11 protein-coding genes are annotated in these 23115 nt (G+C 32.1%); 9 read left to right on the top strand and 2 right to left on the bottom strand.

Features of this window, described 5'->3' with window-relative positions:
* Positions 1 to 31 precede the first annotated feature (31 nt).
* The 9 genes from Q0829_RS18310 (at position 32) to Q0829_RS18350 (ending at position 17690) form a co-directional block, all read left to right on the top strand.
* A complete protein-coding gene (locus tag Q0829_RS18310) occupies positions 32 to 2413 on the top strand; it encodes an ABC transporter permease (protein ID WP_298545855.1) in 2382 nt (793 codons plus the stop codon).
* 25 nt (positions 2414 to 2438) lie between these two features.
* The gene (locus Q0829_RS18315; RefSeq protein ID WP_298545857.1) at positions 2439 to 4865 is read left to right on the top strand and encodes an ABC transporter permease; all 2427 of its coding nucleotides are present in this window, start codon (positions 2439 to 2441) and stop codon (positions 4863 to 4865) included.
* Between the two features lie 70 nt (positions 4866 to 4935).
* Positions 4936 to 7365 (top strand): ABC transporter permease, encoded by a 2430-nt coding sequence (locus Q0829_RS18320; protein WP_298545858.1) that lies wholly within the window; start codon positions 4936 to 4938, stop codon positions 7363 to 7365.
* Positions 7366 to 7437: 72 nt separating this feature from the next.
* Positions 7438 to 9855, top strand: a complete 2418-nt coding sequence (locus Q0829_RS18325; protein ID WP_298545859.1) for an FtsX-like permease family protein — start codon at positions 7438 to 7440, stop codon at positions 9853 to 9855.
* Between the two features lie 27 nt (positions 9856 to 9882).
* Positions 9883 to 12267 carry an ABC transporter permease gene (locus Q0829_RS18330; protein WP_298545860.1) on the top strand — a complete coding sequence of 795 codons (2385 nt, stop codon included), beginning with the start codon at positions 9883 to 9885 and terminating at the stop codon, positions 12265 to 12267.
* A 159-nt stretch (positions 12268 to 12426) separates the two neighbouring features.
* Positions 12427 to 14781: an ABC transporter permease gene (locus Q0829_RS18335; protein WP_298545861.1), complete on the top strand. Its 2355-nt coding sequence runs from the start codon at positions 12427 to 12429 to the stop codon at positions 14779 to 14781.
* 28 nt (positions 14782 to 14809) lie between these two features.
* The gene (locus Q0829_RS18340; RefSeq protein ID WP_298545863.1) at positions 14810 to 15553 is read left to right on the top strand and encodes a DUF2807 domain-containing protein; all 744 of its coding nucleotides are present in this window, start codon (positions 14810 to 14812) and stop codon (positions 15551 to 15553) included.
* A gap of 35 nt (positions 15554 to 15588) precedes the next feature.
* Entirely contained in the window at positions 15589 to 16257 is a 669-nt protein-coding gene (locus Q0829_RS18345) for an ABC transporter ATP-binding protein (protein ID WP_298545864.1), read from the top strand.
* An 11-nt stretch (positions 16258 to 16268) separates the two neighbouring features.
* The gene (locus Q0829_RS18350) at positions 16269 to 17690 is read left to right on the top strand and encodes a TolC family protein (RefSeq protein ID WP_298545865.1); all 1422 of its coding nucleotides are present in this window, start codon (positions 16269 to 16271) and stop codon (positions 17688 to 17690) included.
* 147 nt (positions 17691 to 17837) lie between these two features.
* Here the strand turns inward: Q0829_RS18350 and Q0829_RS18355 are convergent, their stop codons facing one another.
* Positions 17838 to 19055: a S8 family serine peptidase gene (locus Q0829_RS18355; RefSeq protein WP_298545866.1), complete on the bottom strand. Its 1218-nt coding sequence runs from the start codon at positions 19053 to 19055 to the stop codon at positions 17838 to 17840.
* Positions 19056 to 19613: 558 nt separating this feature from the next.
* Entirely contained in the window at positions 19614 to 23105 is a 3492-nt protein-coding gene (locus Q0829_RS18360; protein WP_298545867.1) for a M1 family aminopeptidase, read from the bottom strand.
* Positions 23106 to 23115: the final 10 nt, after the last annotated feature.

The raw sequence follows: 23115 nt of genomic DNA on the forward strand, positions 1-23115 counted from the left end.
CAAATCAAAAACGAATAGTAAACCAACAATCATGATCAGGAATTATTTTAAAATAGCTTGGAGAAACCTTTGGAGAAGAAGAGGTTTTACATTTATCAATATTACAGGGTTATCCATAGGGATGACCGCTAGTTTTCTAATGTTATTATATGTTAGTTTCGAACTAAGCTACGATAACTTTCATAGCAAAACAGAAGATATATACAGAGTAGTTGCTGATATTAAAACTCCTTCTGATAATATAGAAGCTAATATAACTGCCTGGGCAGTCCCTCCTAATCTAGAAAAGGATTTTCCCGAAATAATTTCTGCGGTAAGAATTAATGATTTAAATATGATTGTTCGCAAAGACGATCTAAAATTTAAAGAAACAAATGCTATTGCTGCTGATTCTAGTTTTTTCTCTGTTTTTGATTTCGAACTACTTCAAGGAAATCCAAAAGAAGTATTAAAAAAGCAATTTAGTATTGTATTATCAGAGACTACTGCTAAAAAATACTTTGGCGATCAAAACCCTATTGGTAAATCATTAAAAATAACTGAAGAAGGATATAACTCTACGGTAACTGGAGTTATGAAAGATTTCCCAGAGAACTCTCATATTAAAGCCGATATAATATTATCACTAACAACTTTTACACAGCACTTAGATAAAGAATTAGATACTAGATGGGGAAGTTATGACGCTGCAGCTTATATCTTAGTTAATTCTAACACTAACCCTGATCAACTTGCTGCCAAGTTTCCTGCATTCTTAGAAAAACATAGTGGAGCGTTTATGAAACAGAGTAAAATGTTTGTTACGCTAAACTTAGAACCTCTAAAAAGTTTATACCTAGAATCTACTAGAGGTGGAACTGGAGGGGGTAGTATGACTAATGTTTATATATTCTCTATCATTGCCATTTTTATTCTTCTTATTGCGTCTATTAATTTTATTAATCTTACAACTGCCCGTTCTGTAGAAAGAGCTAAAGAAGTAGGAATTAGAAAAGTAATGGGAGCAGAAAAACAACAATTATCATTACAATTTATTGGAGAATCCATTATAACCTGTTTATTAGCCTTTTTAATAACAACCTTACTAACCGTTATAACCTTACCATTTTTTAATGAGATTGCTGGAAAAGTAATCAGTGAAGGCCTTTTTTCTAACTATGGTAATATTGTTAAACTATTAGGTATTTCTTTAGCAATAGGTCTTTTTGCTGGAATTTACCCTTCAATAGTTCTATCATCTTTTAAACCTATACAAGTATTAAAAGGTAATTTTTCTACCGGTGGCAAAGGCGTTCTTCTTAGAAAAAGCTTAGTGATTGTGCAATTTACCATTTCGATTATTCTTATAACTGGTACCATTATTATCTATAATCAAATGAAATATATGCAAAACCAGGAATTAGGATTCAATAAAGATCGTTTACTAATTCTTGAGGCTGAATCTTCTAAATCACAATTAGCACTAAAACATGCTATTGATAAAATTCCTGGAGTCAAATCAACAAGTTTAGGGTCTAGTGTTCCCGGAGGAGGGAATTCATCCGCGTATTCTGAAATAGAAAATAAAGTAGGTGATCTTCAAATTGCGAACTTAGATCTCTATTTTATAGATCACGAATATATCCCTCAATTTGATCTTAAGATAATAGCAGGAAGACCTTTTTCTAAAGATTTTGCTTCTGATTCTACACAAGCAATGATTATTAATGAAGAAGCAGTGAAACTTTTAGGATATAATGATCCGCAAAACGCTATTGGTGCAAGATTTAAACAATGGGGTCGCGAAGGTCAAGTAATAGGCGTTATTAAGAATTTTCATTTCAATTCTTTACACGATAATATTGGACCTCTCACAATGCGAATGGAGCAAAACAGAAATGATCTAATTACAGTTAAATTAGCTCCTAATAATATAAAAGAAACTATTAGCGAAATTGAAAAACTATGGGGATCCTTTTTACCTGAGCAACCATTTGATTACTTCTTCCTAGACGACTCATTTAATGAACAATATGAAAATGAAGAACGATTTGGCAACTTATTTTTATACTTCGCTAGCTTAGCTATATTAATCTCATGCTTAGGATTACTAGGACTTGCGGCATACAGCACATTACAACGAAGACGAGAAATTGGAATTAGAAAAGTAATTGGTGCTTCTGTATCAGAAATTGTAAATCTTTTATCCAAGGATTTCTTGAAATTGGTAATGATTGCTTTTACTATCGCCTCTCCTATTGCTTGGTACGTTATGTACAATTGGTTACAAGGCTTTGCTTTCAGAATCGACATACAATGGTGGATGTTCCTTTTTTCAGGGGGTTCTGCTATATTAATCGCAGTATTAACCGTTAGTTTTCACGCAGTAAAAGCTTCCTTATCAAACCCTGTGAAGGCATTAAGAACAGAATAGATCATCAATCAAAAAACAAACAATCATGATTAGGAATTATTTTAAAATAGCGTGGAGAAGTCTTAAAAAAAACAAACTACAAACTATAATTAATCTTTTAGGATTAACTGCTGGTACCATATGTTGCTTAAGTATATTGTTATATGTATTTGCACAATTAGGATATGATGATCATCACGAAAACGCTGATACTTTGTATCGGGTTAGAACTATAATAGATGATCCAAGTTCTATACAGTTCAATGCAGCATCAAGTGGTCCGCCAATAGGTTTTGCTATGAAAGAAGACTTTCCTGAAGTTATAGAAGCTACACGATTAGTTTATATGGGAGAAGGAACTGAAGATCTAATTCGTCCTAGTGATAGTAATGATGGCTTTTATGAACCAAGAGGTTATTTAGCAGATGCCACTATATTTAATGTTTTTACATTTAATTTTCTTGAGGGAAATCCAGATACAGCATTAACTCAACCCAATACAGTCGTTTTATCTTCTACATTGGCAAAAAAGTTATTTGGTGATGTACCTGCGCTAAATAAAACGATCATTTCTGGTAGTGGTGAACAACAATTATCACTTACCATCACTGGTGTTTTTGATGATAGTAACCCAAAAAAATCACATCTAAACCCAAATTATTTAGTTACGATGAATACACCTGGTTTGGGTGAATTCGTTAGAACTGTACAAAATTTTGCAACTCAAAATTTTATTTATACTTATGTAAAATTAAACTCATCAGATAATGCGTCTTTAGTTCAGGAAAAACTTCCAGCCTTTCTGAATGCTCGTGGAGCAAAAGATTTTGCTAAATTAAATTTTAAAAAAGAGCTTATTCTTCAAAAAGTAAGTGATATTCATTTACATTCTAAAGGTATATCGAGGCAAATTGGTCCGGTATCAGATATTAAGTATTTATATTTATTAATCACACTAGCATTATTTATTCAACTAGTAGCTTGCATTAACTTTATAAATCTTAGTACTGCCAGAGCTAATAAACGTGCTAAAGAGATTGGAGTTCGAAAAACCATAGGTGCGGATAAAAAATCATTAATTGGCCAATTTCTTGGTGAATCTGTTTTACTTTCATTATTGGCAACGGTAGTAAGCATTCCTTTAACTGGATTTTTATTACCATTAGTAAACCAGTTAACACAAGGGAATATAAATTATACAGCAATTTTTGACTTACGTATCCTATCCATACTTTTAGTTATAGGTATTGTTACAGGTTTTATTGCAGGTATTTATCCAGCATTAGTCTTGTCTTCCATCAAACCCACACGAGTGCTAAAAGGGTCCATATCTACAAATTCAGGAGGAACTCTGTTACGTAAGGGATTAGTTGTTTTTCAGTTTGTAATATCTATTGGATTAATCGCTACTGTTTATATTATCACTGAACAGGTAAAATTTGCCCAACAAAAAGATATGGGATATGAAAGTGATAATCTAATAGCTGTACGTTTGGGCACACAAGAAGCTTTTACCCAATATGAAACATTAAAAACAAGTATGGGTAAGATTTCTGGTGTAAAGTCAGTATCTGGTTGTAACATTTTTCCATCACAAACGTTACGTGGTGATGTTGGTGCATATTTGCCGGGTAGTGATCCTACCAAACCGAAATTAGTAAAAGTAAATGGTATTCAGGCGGATTATTTAAAAACTACAAAAACCAAACTTTTAAAGGGTCGGGCAATAAAAAAGCAAGATACAACCCAAGTCCTAGTAAATAAAGCAACTATTGACGCTTTCAATATCAAGTTAGACGATGCTATTGGTCAAAAAATTCTTTTCTCTACAGGAGGAGATGTTTCGACTGTTGAAATCATTGGGGTGACAGAAGACTTTCATTTTGCTTCTCTTAAAGAAGAAATTGAACCTTTACTTATGTATGTAGATGATAGCTTAGATTGGTTATTAATCAAAACAGAAACTGCTGATTTCGAAAATATTCTTAGTCAATTACAACTTGCCTGGAAAAAAGTTAATAAAACCACACCATTTGTATACAATTTTGTAGATAAAGAAACTGAAAAATTAATTGCAGAAGAAAAACGATTAGCTAACATTTCCGTTGCTTTTACAACACTGGCAATTCTTATTAGTTGCCTTGGTCTATTTGGACTTATTTCGTTTATGGCTGAACAAAAAAAGAAAGAAATTGGAATCCGAAAAGTACTTGGAGCGAGTGTAAGTACCGTAATGAAAATGCTTACTAAAGACTTCTTTATATTGATTATTATTGCCTTATTTATTGCTACACCAATAGCATATTACGCAATGGAAAATTGGTTACAAGACTTTACATATCGAATCTCAATAAGCTGGTGGGTTTTTCTAATAGCTGGTGTTATCACAATGAGTATTACTTTTTTGACTGTTAGTATACAAGCTATTAAAGCTGCTACTGCCAATCCTGTAAACTCATTGAGAACAGAATAAATTAACAAATACTGAACTTGTTTTCAGTATCAATCAACTCATCCGTCTCTGGTGGATAAAAACGAACGTTATGATAAGGAATTATATAAAAATAGCTTGGAGGAGTCTTTTAAGAAATAAGGTCTTTAGCACTATAAATATTGTTGGGTTAAGCATTGGTGTTGCTGCTTGTTTATTAATAACATTATTTATTGCAGATGAAACTAGTTATGATACACAAATACCTAATAGAGATAATGTATATCGATTAACCCATTTTGCTAAGGTTGATGGTGTAGAAGGTTGGGGAGCTCATCACTCCGCGCTTATGGCAAGTACTATTAATCGTGAATTTGAAGAAGTAGAAAATGCAGGAAGAATACTGGATAATGAATTAATGTATGGAGCAGGAAGCAATGAAATAAGTCTCAACGAAGCCCCAGCGCAATATCACGAAGAACATTTTGCGTATGCTGATCAAGCGATTGTTGATATTTTTGACTTAGAAATGATTGAAGGAGAAGCCTCTTCTGCACTTACCACACCATTAACAATTATAATTGCTGAAAGCAAAGCAAAGAAGTTTTTTAAAAACAAAAGTGCCATTGGTCAAGTTATGTATCTAAACGGAGATACAGCTAATCCTTATAAAATATCGGGAGTGTATAAAGATTTCCCTAAAGCATCTAACTTTGACTATAAATTCTTATTAACACTAAAAGGAGTAGAATTTGGAGAAGGAGAGCAAACACGATGGACTCAAAACAATTATTTCAACTTTATACAACTAAAACCTGATACGGACCTTGCTATATTTGAAGATAGAATGACTCAGGTAATTCTAAACAATTACATATTAGCTGCATATAAAAATGATGGATACCATAAGATCGAACGTATTTTACGTACTTCTCATCTAGATTTACAACCACTTGCTGATATACATCTTCGCTCTAAAGGTATTCGTGATGGAAAAACACATGGAGATATTCGTTTTGTATGGATTCTTGGGGCTATTGCACTTTTTATTTTATTAATAGCTTGTATTAATTTTATTAATCTATCAACGGCAAAATCAGCAAATAGGGCAAAAGAAGTAGGTCTTAGAAAAGTAATAGGCTCTGGTAGAAAAAAACTCATTCTACAGTTTTTAATAGAATCTATTGTTATTACAATATTTGCGTTTGGTTTAGGTATTTTACTAGCGATACTGGGGTTATCCCTTTTCAATACAATTTCCGGTAAAACACTAACACTACCTTGGAGTACTTGGTTCTTTATACCTACTATATTCTTAGCAACATTATTCGTGGGAATTTTTGCTGGTATTTATCCCGCTTTTTACCTCTCTAAATTCACCCCAATTAATGTATTAAAAGGGAAAATTAGCAAAGGTTCTAAATCTTCTAGTTTAAGAAGTAGTTTGGTGGTATTTCAGTTTACTATTTCCATTGTATTAATAGTGAGTACCCTTATTATTAACAATCAAATGGATTTCATCTTGAATAAAGAAATAGGATATAAAAAAGAACAAGTCCTTCAAATTCACGGAGTAAATATGTTGGGGGATCGTCTTACTACGTTTGCAAACGAAATGAAACAAATTCAAGGGGTTGAAAATGTCAGTAATAGTGATTATCTACCTATAAAAGAAACAAAACGTAATGGTAATACTTTTTACAATAAAGAAGTTCTGAATGCAGAAGGCGTACCATCTCAAGCCTGGGTTGTAGACGAAAATTATTTGGATACTTTTGGAATGCAACTAGCCTCAGGAAGAAACTTTAGTAAAAATCGAGCTACAGAAAACGAATCCGTAATAATTAATCAAACACTAGCTGAAAAATTTGGAATGGAGGAGCCTATCGGTAAAAAAATGCTTCGAGGTAATAGGACATATACTATTGTTGGAGTGGTAGAAGATTTTAATTTTGAATCCTTACATCAACAAGTAGGATCCTTAGCTATGTTCTATGGTGATGACACAACAATAACTTCTATAAAAGTAAATACTGAAAATATATCAGGAATGCTTGCTATGATAGAAAATAAATGGAAAACTTTTGTACCTAACCTTGATTTCAGATACACATTTATGGATGAATCATACGCTAGAATGTATTCTAACATAAAGCATATGAGACAGTTGATCGTAAGTTTTGCGCTATTATCTATTTTTGTAGCTTGTTTAGGTTTGTTCGCGCTATCAGCTTTTTTAGTAGAACAACGTAAAAAAGAGTTAAGCATACGAAAAGTTTTAGGAGCTTCTATAAAAAATCTTTTTAAACTACTTACAACTCATTTTTTAATTTTAGTAGTCATATCAATAATCATAGCGATACCGTTGTCTTATTTTATTATGGACAATTGGCTTCAGGATTATGCATATCGAATTTCTATTTCCTGGGAAGTATTTGCATTAAGTGGTTCACTGGCAATTTTAATAACATTACTTACTATAAGTTATCATACAATTAAAGCGGGATTAGTAAATCCTATTGATAGTTTAAAATCAGAATAAAACAACTAGTACTGAACTTGTTTCAGTATGAATCAATCTGCTTGTCTTAGGCAAATCAAAAAACAAATAATTATGATCAGGAATTATATAAAAATAGCTTGGAGAAATTTACAGAAGAATAGAATCTTCACATCCTTCAATATTGTAGGACTAACCCTAGCGTTTGGAGCTGCCTTATTATTAACTATATATGCTATTTTCGAACTATCATTTGATCATTTTCACGAAAATGGAGATCAAATCTACATGGTATACTCCGAAGATAGTACACCCAATGGTACAGAAGCCAATATTTCCAAATCAGAACCTTTTGCAGGGACTTTACAAAAAGAAATAGCCGGAGTCGAGAAAATAACACGTCGTAATAGTGCAAATTTATTGTTAAGCTATGAGGATAAGGAATTGAGAATGAGTGGTGCTTTTGTAGATCCTGACTTTTTTGATATCTTTAGTTTTCCTATCATTAAAGGTGATACTCAAAATCCCATTACATTAGAATCTTCTATTGCCATTACCGAATTTACTGCTAATCGAATATTTGGTGATAAAAATCCAATAGGACAAACGGTAACAATTCTTAGAGATGGTAAGCAAGTCCCATTTACTATTAGTGCACTTATTGAAGACTTTCCTGACAATAGTTCCATAGGGTTTGATATCGTATTAAATTTTAAAAGTCAAGGACAACACGCATATAACAGAACTGTTGGCCGTTGGGATGTTGAAAATCACGAAGTCTATATGAAATTAGCTAAAGGGATTACACCTGAGCAATTTGAAAACAGCACTAAAAGCTTCACAAAGCTTCATTATAAAGATGCTATTGAAAGTGCAAAAAGGGATGGTATCCAACCAAATGTAAATGGTGAATTTATACAAATAAAATTATTGTCATTTTTAGATAAAAAGTTCACCAATTTTAATAAAGGTACTGCTAAGGTAAATCGAAAAATGCCTTATATCGTGTTAGGTATTGCCCTACTAATTCTATTAATAGCCTGCATAAACTTTGTGAATATGAGTGTTGCCAAAAGTGATCAGAGATTACGAGAAATTGGTATGCGAAAAACTCTTGGAGCCAATAAAAGGCAATTGTTTTTTCAATTTTGGGGAGAAAGTACTCTGGTTTTTATAATTTCTATTATTCTGGGTGTTTTAACTACTATACTTCTGTTACCTCATTTTAAAGTATTATTTAAAACCAAAGCAACCTTTGCTATCCTATTAGATCCGTTATCAATACTATTTTTAATAGTAATCATAATCGGCATAACGCTTATAGCGGGTGGATACCCTGCTATATTAATGAGTCGTTTGAATACAATACAAAGCTTAAAAGGTAAATTAAATTCCAATGGAAAAAACTATTTGCGAAATGGTCTAATAGTCGCTCAATTTGGAATTGCTACAATACTGATATGTGGAACCCTTGTCGTTTGGGAACAAGTACAATTCTTGCGTACCAAGGATTTAGGGTATAATAAAGAACAGGTAATTGCTTTTCCTCTAAACGGAAAACGAAATGATCAACAGGCATTACAACTATTGCGAAATGCTTTAAAAGATCAAACAAATATTTTAAACGTATCTGCATCCAATAATATTTTAGGTTTAGGTAAAGATGGATCCAAATCAACAAGTGTTTTAGGGTTTGATCATAAGGGTATCGGAGTTGAAACGCATATGCTTGTCGTTGATTCAGATTATATCAAAACTTTGGACTTACAATTACTAGAAGGTAGATCTTTCAGAAAAAATCTGGCGAGTGATAGTTTATCAGTAATTATCAATGAATCCATGGCAAGACAACTAAATGAAGACGAGATACTAAATTCTCAGTTAAACATAGATGATAAATCCTTTTCTGTGGTAGGAATTATTAAAGATTTTAATTTTCAGGATCTGGATAGAAATATTGCACCAATGTCTCTGTTCGCGCTACCTAATTGGAATTTGAGAAATGTATATGTAAAAGTTGCTCCTCAAAACCTAGAAGCATCTTATGATATTGTAAAAAATGCCTGGGCGGATATCGAGCCTAATGCAGATTTTCAAGCTTCCTTCTTAAATGAAAATGTTGATAGAACTCTGAAAAAAGAACGTGATATGATATCTATGATCAGTAGTGGTTCTTTATTAGCAATCATTCTAAGTTGTATTGGCCTTTTTGCTATGACATTGCTTATTGTTGCTAAACGAAAAAAGGAAATAGGCATTCGTAAAATCGTTGGAGCAAGTATTACAACAATCACATTGCTTCTTACCAAAGACTTTTTAAAATTAGTTTCCATCGCCTTTTTAATTGCTACACCTATTGCATGGTGGATGATGAACAAGTGGCTACAAAACTATATATATCGCATCGATCTAAATATATTACTATTTCTTGGAGCCGGAGGTATTGTTTTATTGATTGCTTTACTTACAATATCGTTCCAAACAGTAAAAACTGCAACTGCAAACCCTGTAAAAAGTCTTAAAACAGAATAAAAATCAATCATCTAATAACGAACCATTATGATCAGGAGTTACATAAAAATAGCTTGGAGAAATTTACAGAAACGAAAAGTATTTTCCTTCATAAATATTTTAGGATTAGCATTGGGATTTGGATGTTCTATTTTAATCTTTCTATACGCGAATTATCATCTTCAATTTGATAATTTTCATCATATTGAAGATAGAATTTACAGAGTGGTAACCGAAGAGCATCAGGATGAGATAGAGTATGAACCTAGTGTTCCTCCTGGTTTTGCAGAAGTATTTAAATCCGATTTCAATTATGCGGAAAAAGTAGCTAACATTTTTATTCGACAAGATTGGCAGATAGATGGAGTAGATAATAACGCTAATAATCGCTTATTAGAAGATATTGTTTTTGCAGAACCTGATTTTTTTCAGATACTTAATTTTTCACTAATAAAATCACTTGGTAATCGAGACCTTACAGAACCTAATGTAGCATATGTAACTAAAGATTTTGCTAAGAGAATGTTTGGTGATCAATCCCCTCTTGGACAAACATTTGTTTTAGAAAACAAAGAAACCATCCAAGTTATAGGCCTACTTAAAGATATACCGATTAATTCTACGGTGCGAGGAAACATTTTTGTTTCTTACGAGAGTCTCAAAAATTACAGTTCTTTTGCTTATAGTAAAACTTGGGGAGGTATAACAAGTAGTCTTCAATGTTATGCATTACTAAGGCCAAATCAGGATATCGCTCATATCGAAAAAACATTGATTCCTTTGGTTTCTAAGTATCGTCCAGAAAGTAAAAACGTGCATAGATATAAACTTCAGAAAATGTCTGATGTCCATTTTGATCATAAATATGGAGGAATTAATGCAAATCTTCTTTGGATTTTTTCTTTAGTTGGGATGTTTCTAATCATTATTGCTTGTATCAACTTTATTAATATTTCTACAGCCCAAGCATTTTCTAGATCCAAAGAAATTGGTGTCCGAAAAGTATTAGGGGTAAGCAAAAACAATTTGTTTTGGCAATTCATATTAGAGACATTTTTAATCAGTTTTTTTGCTTTACTATTGGGGTTAGCAATAGCTATAATGGTATTACCCAAGTTTAACGAGTTGTTTCAGCTACAGCTTACGATACAATCGCTGTGGACGTTTAAAGTATTCGGTTTTGCTACATTACTTTTAATAATTGTTTCCTTTTTAGCGGGAAGTTATCCTGGTATTCTTATGGCTAGAATTTTACCTACATTAGCATTAAAAGGAAAACTTACTCAGAATGATACAGGGGGAAAACTTACTCGAAAAGTCCTGGTGACCGCTCAATTTGGAATTTCTATTATGCTTATTGTTGCTACTATAGTAATTAGTAAGCAAATTAATTATGCTATTACTTCTGATTTAGGTTTTGACAAAGAAGCTATGGTAATGTTAGAAATCCCTGAACAAATAGAGTTGATAAAACTAAAAGGATTAAAGGACAGATTGAATCAAATACCGGGAGTATCAAGTACCACAGCATGTTTATCAAGCCCTGGAGCCGCATATAATGACTGGGGTACCAGTATACGGTACCATAATAGACCACAATACGAAGAATTTTCGATCTCTGCTAAACTTGCAGATAAAGATTACCTAAATACTTTTAATTTGAAATTAATAGCAGGACGTAATTTTTTCAGTTCTGATTCTATTACGGAAGTTGTAGTCAATCAAAAGTTTGCAGAAAAGCTAGGACTTTCTTCTTATGAAGAACTTGTAGGAAAAAGTTTAGAAGCTAATAGAGGTTCCATTAAAGCAACTATCGTTGGAGTAATATCTAATTTTCACGATCAAAATTTCCAAAATGGTATTGGTCCTGTTTTTATAGCTCCAGAAAAAAGTGCATACAATGAATTAGCTGTGAAAATGGATGGGCAAGATATAAATACTCAATTACAAGCAATTGAAAATCGATGGAAAGAGGTCTTCCCAAAATTTGTCTATAAATATAGTTTTTTAGATGAAAGAGTAGCGTCGCAATATAAAGAAGAGCAACGTTTTTTATCTATGACAAAACTATTTTCAGGTTTAGCCATTTTTATTAGTTGTTTAGGATTATATGGACTAATTTCTTTCTTTTTAGCACGCAAAACAAGAGAAATAAGTATTAGAAAAATTCTAGGAGGAAAAGTAAAAGATATTTTAGCGATCGTACTACAAGACTTTTTAAAACTAATTCTATTAGCTGGTGCTATAGCTTCACCTATTGCTTGGTATTTTATGAATAAATGGTTACAGAATTATGCATATCATACAGAAATAAGTTGGTGGATATTCGCAGTAGCTATTGGTGTATTACTGATCATCACATTACTCACCATAGGTTATCAAGCAATTAAAGCAGCAACGGCTAATCCAATCAAAAGCTTGAAAACAGAATAAATCAATCATTTATTTTCAAAGTGTTCGATTTTGAAAAAGTAGTGTATCAAAATCGAACACTTTTATTTTTGCAAATAAACATAAATAATTGTTTTTCAGAGCTTTATGTTTTTGGCATTATCTTCACTATAGTAATGGTAACAATCAAAAACTAACAGTATGATCTTTAATTATATAAAAATCGCTTTTCGTAGTTTACTTAAGAACAAGGGCTATAGTTTTCTAAATATTTTTGGCTTGGCTATGGGCATCACTTGTGCTAGTTTAATTTTTCTTTGGGTAGAAGATGAAGTAAGTTTTAATGACTCTTTTGCGAAACAAGATCAGATCTATTACCTACCGACTAATCAGAATTATGAAGGAGAATGGCGCACATTTTACTCTACACCAGGTCCGCTAGCACAAGCAATGAAAGATGAGATACCAGGTGTTATTAGAGCTACTCGTTCTAGTTCAGAAGAACGTCTTTTTACTGTTAGCGATAATGCTATCAATAAAAGAGGAAGATATGCGGATGCAGATTTTTTAGAAATTTTTAGTTTGAAATTTATTGAAGGAGATAGAGATAAGGCATTTGATAATCCAGAAGCAATCGTTATCACCCAAGAAACAGCAGAACAACTTTTCGGAGAAAATACGAAAGCATTTGGAAAAACAATTAATGTAAATAACCAAGATACCTACCTTGTTACAGGTGTTATTGAAAATCTTCCAAAAAATGTATCATTCCCTTTTGATTGGGTTGCTCCTTTCGAAAGATATCGAGATGGTGCTGAGTGGATGACAACGTATGGAAGTAATTTTTCGGACACTTTTGTTGAACTATCTCCGGAAGCGAATTTTTCAGAAGTAGATAAAAAAGTTCGAGAAATACTACCTATAAAAAACACTGATAGTGACGCCTATGCCTTTTTACATACGATAAAAGATTGGCATTTAAGGTCCAAGTTCGAAGGAGGAAAAAAAGTTGGAGGAAAAATCATATTTGTACGTCTCTTTTCTATAATTGCATTAATAATATTGCTTATAGCTTGTATCAACTTTATGAATTTATCCACCGCTAGAAGCGAAAAAAGAGCAAACGAAGTTGGTGTAAGAAAGGCAATAGGATCTAGTCGCCCGCGATTAATGATCCAGTTTGTTATCGAATCACTTATGATGGCTTTTTTTGCAGCTGTAGTTAGTATACTATTTTTGTTATTAATATTACCGCAATTCAACATTCTGATCGAAAAAGAGTTAATATTAGGTATCTCTAATCCTACGCATATTGGAATCTTATTTACCATAACTGTTATTTGCGGAGTTTTTGCTGGATTATATCCTGCCTTCTATTTATCCTCATTTAAACCGGTAGAAGTTTTAAAAGGTATCAAAGCTACAAGTGGTTCTGCTTCTTTTATAAGAAAAGGATTAGTAGTAGGGCAATTCACAATTTCTATTGTTTTCATTATTTGTACCATACTTGTATATCAACAGATCCAACACGTAAAAAACAGAGATTTAGGATATAACAAAGATCATTTAATTAGAATGCGTGCGACTGGTAATATTATAGAAAAATTTAATGTCTTCGAACAAGACTTAAAGAATACCGGAATAGTAGATGGAGTGGCGTTAAGTAATTCTCAAATTCTATCTGCTGGAAATAATGGGTCTGGCTTACAATGGGAAGGAGGAACAGATACTGAAGATGTCTTAATTTCATATAGACATGTGAATTCGGATTTTTTTAAGACTACAGGAATAGAGCTTATAGAAGGAAGAGGCTTTAAGAAAAATCAACAACTGGACAGCACTAATGTAATAATAACTCAATCCTTCGCTAAACTTATGGGTGATGGTTCTCCTATCGGAAAAACGATAACAGGAGGTGATGATGTGTATAACGTTATTGGCATTACAGAAGATTATCAATATGGTGATATGTATGGCTCAAGTGATCCAGTTATGTTTTTTAATAACCATAACTATGCACGATATTTTTATATAAAAACGAAATCTGGCGTAGCCTTGAATGATATGCTTTCTTTTATTGAAAAAGTAATGAAAAAAAACAATCCTGCTTTTCCTTTTGAATATACGTTTGTAGATGAAGCTTTTAATGCTGTATTTAAAAGTGAGCAGCTAGTTGGTAAATTGTCTCAAATATTTGCGCTACTAGCCATCTTGATTTCTTGCCTGGGACTTTTTGGCCTGGCAGCCTATACTGCAGAGCAGCGTAGCAAAGAAATTGGCGTAAGAAAAGTATTAGGTGCAAGCGTAACTGGAATTGTAAAACTACTATCCAAAGATTTTTTAAAGCTAGTATGCCTTGCGATTTTATTAGCTATTCCGTTAGCTTGGACTGTCATGAGTAACTGGTTACAAGATTACGCATATAGAATCGAAATCAATTGGTTCGTTTTCGTAATTGCTGGATTTGTAGCCATCATAATTGCTCTAGCTACTGTAAGTTTTCAAGCCATTAAAGCTGCAATTGCTAATCCAATAAATAGTCTAAAAACTGAATAATACATACTCACAATTAAAAACATTCATCATGAAACATCTAAAATATTTTCTAACATTAATAGCATTAACTGTTACGCAATTAGGAATCGCACAAACAAAGAAGAGTGTAAGTCCTTTCGAAAAAGTAATTATAAGTCCGCATATACAAGCAACTTTTGTAGAAAGCAATGAAGAATCTGTAACCATCGAAGAAAGTACAGAACCAGAAGATAAAATAAACATCGTTGTTAAAAAAAATGTACTTCGTATCTATCTGGATGATGCTAAAGAAACTACCAAGACTGAAACAGTAGTTATCAATGGAATCAAAAGAAAAGTCCCTATTTATAAAGGAAAAGTATTAACAGTTACTATTGGGTATAAACAACTTAAAGAACTTTCTATACGTGGAGAACAGGCTATGTTATGCAAAAGCAAAATCACTACAGAAACTTTTGATTTAAATATTTTTGGGGAGTCACAAGTAGTATTTAATGAAGTGAATTTTGAGAATCTGGACGTAGACATTTTTGGCGAAAGTACTTTAGAAGTAAAAGATGGAATCATCGAAAATCAAAAAATTACAGCCTTCGGAGAAAGCCTTACAAATCTGCTTGGTGTTGATAATAAAAACACAAAATTAAAAGCTTTTGGAGAAGCTGAATTCAAAATAAACGCATCTAATAATATCAAACTTACAGCTTTTGGAGAAGCAAGACTTTATTATAAAGGTGATGCAAGTATCAGTAAAGGTTTAAACCTAGGAGAAGTAAAAATATCAGAAATTCAATAATAATATTTAACGCTATAACCATTCATCAAAAAAATATGATCTTACAACTTACAAATGCTTCCAGAACAGTAAACTCAGGAAGTAAGAAAATAGCATTACTAGATAGTATCAACCTAAATGTTAACGAAGGAGAGTTTATATCTCTTATGGGACCATCTGGATCCGGTAAATCTACATTATTGAACTGCATCGGTATGCTCGACAATTTTACTGACGGTAGTTATATCTTTTTAGATGAAGCTGTTCATACTATGAAAGAAAAGCAACGGTCTAAACTTTATAAGGAGTATATTGGTTTTGTGTTTCAGGCATATCACCTTATCGATGAGTTAACCGTATATGAAAACATCGAAACTCCCCTACTCTATAAAAACGTAAAATCTTCTGAACGAAAAGCTCTGGTAGCAGATATATTAGATCGTTTTAATATTGTAGGTAAAAAAGATTTATTTCCTTCACAACTAAGTGGTGGACAACAACAGTTAGTAGGTATAGCCAGAGCATTAATTACCAGACCAAAGTTGATTCTAGCGGATGAGCCTACAGGAAATCTAAATTCTAAACAGAGTACCGAAATTATGGAGTTGTTTTCTGAATTAAACAAAGAGGGAGTAACGATAATACAAGCTACTCACTCTGAGAATAACGCTTCTTATGGTTCGAAAATTATTAATCTTTTAGACGGACAAATCGTCTCTGAATAATCTAAAATAACATGTCACTGAAATCAATTATTTATATCAGTGCTTTTCTTTTACAATTCGTTGGATTTACACAAAGAAAAGACACAGAAAGGTACTCTCTGGAACAATGTATCGATATCGCTTTAGAAAATAATCTGGATTTAAAATCCACTACTTTGAGTGCAAATACAGCCCGAGTAAACTATAATCAATCTAAAGCAAACATCCTACCAACACTGAATGGTAATTATAATATTGGTGTAAATAATGGAAGAAGTATTGATCCATTTACCAATGATTTCATAAATCAAGAATTAACATTTTCTAATGCGCGACTGAACCTGGATGCTACCATATTTAATGGTTTTCGACTCTTAAACACAGTACGTCAACAACGACTTAACAAACAAGCTTCTGAAATGGAAATAGAAGAAGCTAAACAAACATTGATATTAAATGTAACCTTAGCGTATCTACAAGTTTTAAATAGAAAAGATGTATTAGCTTTAGCCAAAACAAGATTAATAGCAACCAATAAGCAATTAAAACAACAAGAAGATCTGTACAATGAAGAAGTTGGAAATCCTGCAGATTATGCAGATATAAAAGGACAGAAAACCATCGATGAAACAAATATCCTAACTGCAGAAAGCGATCTAAATAATGCTAAAATAAGCCTTGCAAGATTAATGAACTTACCAGGGGATATTTTGATAGATAATGCATCTATTTTACTAGATTTCGAAAAATATGCACTTTCATCAGAAGATGTTTTTAATGAGGCCATGCAAAACTTAGCAACTTTTAAGGCTAAAGAATTAAGAGCAAAAGCTGCAAAAAGAGGGATCAGTGTTGCTAAAGCACAATATATACCCGAAATTTCCTTCTTTGGACAAGTAAACACTAATTATTCTAGTGTTGCTGAAACATTTACCGAAATAGGTTCTAATATTGTGGAAACAGGCGATTTTGTAACAGTTAATAGTCAAGAGGTTTCTGTTTTTACAAATGAAACACAGTTTAGAGGAGAAAAAATTGAGTATTTAGACCAGTTTGATAATAATTTAAATACAGTTGTTGGAGTAGCTGTGAATATTCCTTTATTCAATGGATTTAGAGCAAAAAACAATGTAGCTATAGAAAAGATAAAAGCTGAAGAATCTCTTATAGAACTCGAGCGAACAGCACAACAGGTTAAAAATGCAATTGCCCAGGTTCATTTTGATATGGAAGCTGCATATGAGCGTTATGAAAGTCTACAAAATCAAGTAACTGCTTTTAAAGAATCATATCGGGTTAATGAAATCCGTTTTAATAGTGGTGTGTCTAACTTTATAGCTTATATCACTAGTAAAAATAACTTAGATAATGCAGAAACCAATCTTACGAACGCTAAGTATGAATATTTATTACGAGTTAAAATATTAGAATTTTATCGTGGTAACACTTTGTAAAGATTAAAACGATTTTGTCTCATCAGAAGACCGGATAAAATTCTACACATTAGAGCGAAAAAACATCTCCTGTTATTATAATATCGGCAAAAAACAAAAAAGAGGCTGAAAGTACTCAGCCTCTAACAAATTCAAAATTGTTTATTTTTAATTTAAGGTAGCTATCGGAGCTGTATATCCTCCTTTGCTTACAGATCCATCTGTTGCAGTGCTGTTTCCTCTTAATAATAATATACCTGCTACGTGTGGTGATGCCATAGAAGTACCTGAGATATTGTTAAACTGACCATTTAACCAAGTAGACCATACTGCCGTACCCGGAGCCCAACGATCTACACTTTCGCCGAAATTAGAACCAGATGCAGGAGCATCTACATTAGTCATATTACCAACACACCAAGAGTTACTAGTTTGTAACCTTTGTGGTGAATAAAATTGAGTATCATCATTACTATTACCTGCTGCCATAGCACCATAAGTAGTATTTTCTAAATTTCTAAACGTATCATCAATTGCTTGAGATGTAAATCGATTACGAAACCCAACACTATAGTTCCAAGTATCTCCACTACTAGCATTATCCGCAACATAGTCTATACCTGCAAGAATTCCATCAGTAGCGCCACTCCCGGCAGCGTTTAAAACTCTAATAGAAACTACCGTTGCTCCATATGCTACACCAATAACTCCAGAACCATTATTTTTTGCGGCAACCGTTCCTGCTACGTGAGTTCCATGTCCATTTTGATCTTGCCAAGACCCGCCAACAAAACTTCTACTTCGACCAGTGTCTATGTTTAAATCACTATGCGGTGCAATACCACTATCTACTATCCAGCAAGTTCTTCCTGCGCCATCTGCTCTACCTACTCGGTTTACTCCCCAAGGAAGAAATTCTCCATTAGGAAGTTGAGAATCATTAGTTACTGCTTTATTTTGAACCGTTGCAGGCAGCGTACTCACAGGTTCTCCTATTTTAATATCCAACTTTTGAATATAATTTGGCTCTATATAAGCTACTTCAGGATCATTTCTAAGCAGTTCAGCTTGCTTTTCTGATAAGTTTTTAACCGCAAATCCCTGAATAGCATTACTATAAGTTTGTTTTATATTATCCTCTGCTATTGCATATTTAGATAATGTTTGTATCGATTTACTTTTCATTTCTGCATTTTTACCAGAAATAGATTCATCTTCTGTATAAATTACTATATACTCTCCAGGTACAGCCTGATCGGCTCCTATAGTTTCTTCAGTATCTATTTCTGATTCTAAATCTGTAATCACTTCTCCATCTTTTTCGCAACTGTAAAAGAGAAAAGAAAATATAGTTACTGTGCTTAAAATTCTTAGTCTAGTTTTCATGATTTTTAATTTTGTGTTAACGTTTAATTTTAGTTTTAAATTAAAATGTTGAGCTCTAATAAAATTCGATCGTTTAAAATTAGAACGCTAAAAGTAGAGATTAATGATAATCAGAAAATACGGTAAAGACATAACAATCAAAAGGTTATAATTTAATTACTCAGCTTTTACAATACAAAATATAATCTTGGTTTTCAATAACGCAACGGTGTTGCATTATTGAAAACCAGGGATTTAAATTAAAAAGGAAGATCTAAAAACACGAAAAAATAAGAGGGGAATTAACTCCTAAAAATTAAACTTAAATTAATCACGTTTAACACTAAATTAACTATGATTTAGCAAAAAAATAAAATTTATTAAGACTAAATCTAAAAGATATACACCCATAAATTTGATGCAAATCATATAATTATTATAATTTAAATAGCAAAACTTAAAATTAAGATGGCATTTCGTGTTAATGAAATCCATTTTAATAACGGTGTGCCTAATTTTATAACATCTATAACTAGTAAAAATAACTTAGACAATGCAGAAACCAATCTCTAGAATTAATTATAATGTAAAAGAATTATTATCAATATCTTTCTCTATCAATAAATAGTTAGGATCAATAACTACTTTATATGGTTTTTCTTTTAAATAGAAAATGATCTGATTCGATTTTTGCGATATTTTAAGTACTTCTAAAGAAATTAACTCTTCATTCTCATTATAAAATCCAATCTCTATATAATCCTCCAAATTGACAGGAACATCTTCTGACCTATCTCTATGTTTCGAAATTATAAAGTCAACCTCGACTTTAAAATTGTCTTTTTGGTTAGATAGTACTTTTACATTATCTACTTTAGTATCATAAAACGTAACAGTTTCAAAAAGGTCTTTTACCATATATTTCAATGAATCGGGAGTCGTTTTTCTAATGTTTTCTACCAGTTCTATGGATGTTGGATACGGAGTTTCTTTGTTTTTATATTGATCAAAGAAATCTTTTAGAATCACATGTGTCTTTTCTTTACTCAGATAATGACTTAGTGTATTAAACGCTATTGTTCCTTTACCATATGCCAGATATTGCTGACCACTTCTTACCAGATACAGTGGTGGTTCTATAGTTGTTTCAGAGGTTCTCCCCTTAATATATCGACCGTGTTGCATTTTTAGAAAATCAAGCTTCTTTTCTACTCCATAATACTCTTCAAAAATATTCAGGGATATATATTCTGTAATACTTTCGCTTAGCATGATTGCTCCTAAAGCATTTGCAGGAACCACTTGATTTGCCCACCACTGATGTGTTAATTCATGAGCAATTGTATAAAATGAGATATCAATAGTTTCATCTGAGCTATTCGCTATAAAACGCATTTCTGAAGTAGGAATACTATTAGCCATTACAGAAGCATAGGTTCCTTCTGTAATTGGAAATTCTATAATTCTAGCTTCGGTAAATTGATAAGGACCAAAATAGAGCGTATTATAATCCAATGCAGCTTTTAGACCTTCTTTCATTTTAGAAAGGTTGTATATATGATCTTTATGATGATAAATTTCTAAATCTACATTTTTATAACGCTCTTTTTCGATTTCGAAAATACCGGAACTAAAACTTAATGAATTTTTGATTTTAGTATCTGTCTGGTACTCAAAATAACTCCTTTTATTTTTCTTCCATGCTCGCTTTAAATATCCAGGAGCAATGGCTGTTTGATCCTGAGAAGTACTTATGATCGTTTTTAAACTAATAAAATCTGAATCCTGCGAATAATAATGTGTTTGTTTTGATGTAGTATCACTTGGATGTTTTTTATCTCCCTGTAAGAAATACCCTAATCTGGGAAAAATATTATTCTTGAATAATGTTCCATTATCTAATACATTAGAATTATTCTTAAAAAGTGTGTTCGGTTTACTTTTCAGTATAAAATTTAATTGTATACTATCATTGGGTTGTAATCCTTCTACTAATTTTATTACTAAGAATTTCACATAAGGATCCTGATCAATAATCTCTGTGGCTGTATCCAATGTAAAAGAAGTTGTTTCGTTAAAACCTGTTTTCAACAAGATCGTATCAATTACTTGCTGTGATTTATTAACTAAAGTATAGTCTCCCTGTACCTCTAAAATATTGGTTTCCGGAAAAATGTCTATGTTTAGACTAATATTGGTAACTTTTGGTTGATTAACTATACTTGCATATTTAGAAAAACTTTTTTCGAATTCACTAAAAACTTTGTCTTGTTCTTTTGTTGATAATTCTGTTTGTCGATTTTCTTGTTTATACATAGTAAATCCTAGTACTACAAATCCAATTAGAAACAGTCCTCCTATTATCTTAATACGTTCATTAAATCTTGTTTTCATAAAAGACAAGCGTTCTTTAATAGATTCATGCATTCCCCGAATCCACAATAAATAGGATGCAATTACCATAAGTATCCCAAAAAGAAGCCAGTATCCCTTTATTAAAAAATAAGGTATTAATTGATAACCATATGCATTCATATCTGAATATGGCATTGGTTCCGAAAAATTAAAGAGTATTAGAAAAGAATCCACCCCTATCTGTTTTAATCCAGATACACCAAACCATCCTATAAGTAGTATAAAAATTCCTAAGTAGGTATTTCTTACAAGCGTATGAATAAAAACTGAAGCAAGTGCCCAAATAATTAACCCACTAAATTTGACAATAAATAAATCAAAAACATACAACCCAATTTCTAAATTATAATAGTTATTATATATCTGAACGACTACTCCGGAAAGCATCATTATAAAAAGCAATAATGCCTGCATTTTTATAATTGCGATAATTTTTGATAATAACAACGTAAAATTAGGTATAGGCGTAGCATCTATCAATTGATTTATATTAGATACCTGATCTTTATGAATAAGCATACCACTATAAATAAAGGTAAGCAGCATAATGATCGTAGTAAAGAAAAATGCGGGGATCGTTAACACCACATTGGTTACTGGCAAAATTGTCATCTCACTGTTATTAGTCACTTTAGTTATGGAAAATAAAACCGCTAAAATTCCGAAAGCAATAATGATGTAAAACATCCAGCTTTTTACGATGCTCTGAAAATTAACTACTGATAATAACCAACTATTTTTTAGTTGTTGTGTATTAGAAAACTTATAGGATACTTTAGGCAATCGAATATTGATACTACCTCCAATACTTTTTTTAGCCTGACGTTTTTCTGTTTTCTTTTTAAAAAGTGTGGTCCTCGGATGTTCTGTTAGTGTAAACTTTATATATATATAACCAACAATTATAGCAGTCAAAACAAACCATACCAACCTGTTATATAATACAACACCTAGCACGGGTATTAGTTTAAAATTTTTATCATCCAGGGTCCAATATTGTGTCTCGTAACCTACCGCATTCTGTCCTAAAGGATCTAATAATGCTATAGCAACACCCTGAAACAGGTTTTGAGTAATATTTTGGAGTAAAAATAGTACTAGAATAACAACAAACCCTGCATATATATTTCTAAAATATACTACTACTGCAAAAACAATAGCTCCATAGAAAAACAAATTAGGAATTGTATACAGTAAAAAAGCTTGCAGATATCCCACTAAACGAAAATCACCCATTTTGTTATGGTCTAGACCTGGTAGGTGCTCTGTTAGTATCATAACAGCAGTTATTGTTATTGCAATTCCAAAAACCAATGTAAATGAACTTAAAAACTTACCCAATATGTAGTCTTTCTTTTTAATAGGAAAGCTATATAGTACGCTATGCGTATTGCCCTTAAAATCTTTATAAACAGTTGCTCCGATGATAGCAGGCAATAAGAATAACAGTAATTTATTAAAATACTGAAGTAGATAATTAATTTCGAAAGGTGAATTGATCAATCTAGTTGCTTTTGTAGCTAATGGAGGATCAAATAAGCCTCCGGTACCTGCAATTGCTATAAATGCCAATCCAGAGAATACAAACAAATACACATATAGCACAGGTTTTTTAATCCAATATTTTAATTCATATAAAAAAATATGTTTGAACATGATGTTTCCT

The sequence above is a fragment of the uncultured Aquimarina sp. genome (assembly GCF_947492405.1).
In the GTDB taxonomy this organism is placed as follows: domain Bacteria; phylum Bacteroidota; class Bacteroidia; order Flavobacteriales; family Flavobacteriaceae; genus Aquimarina.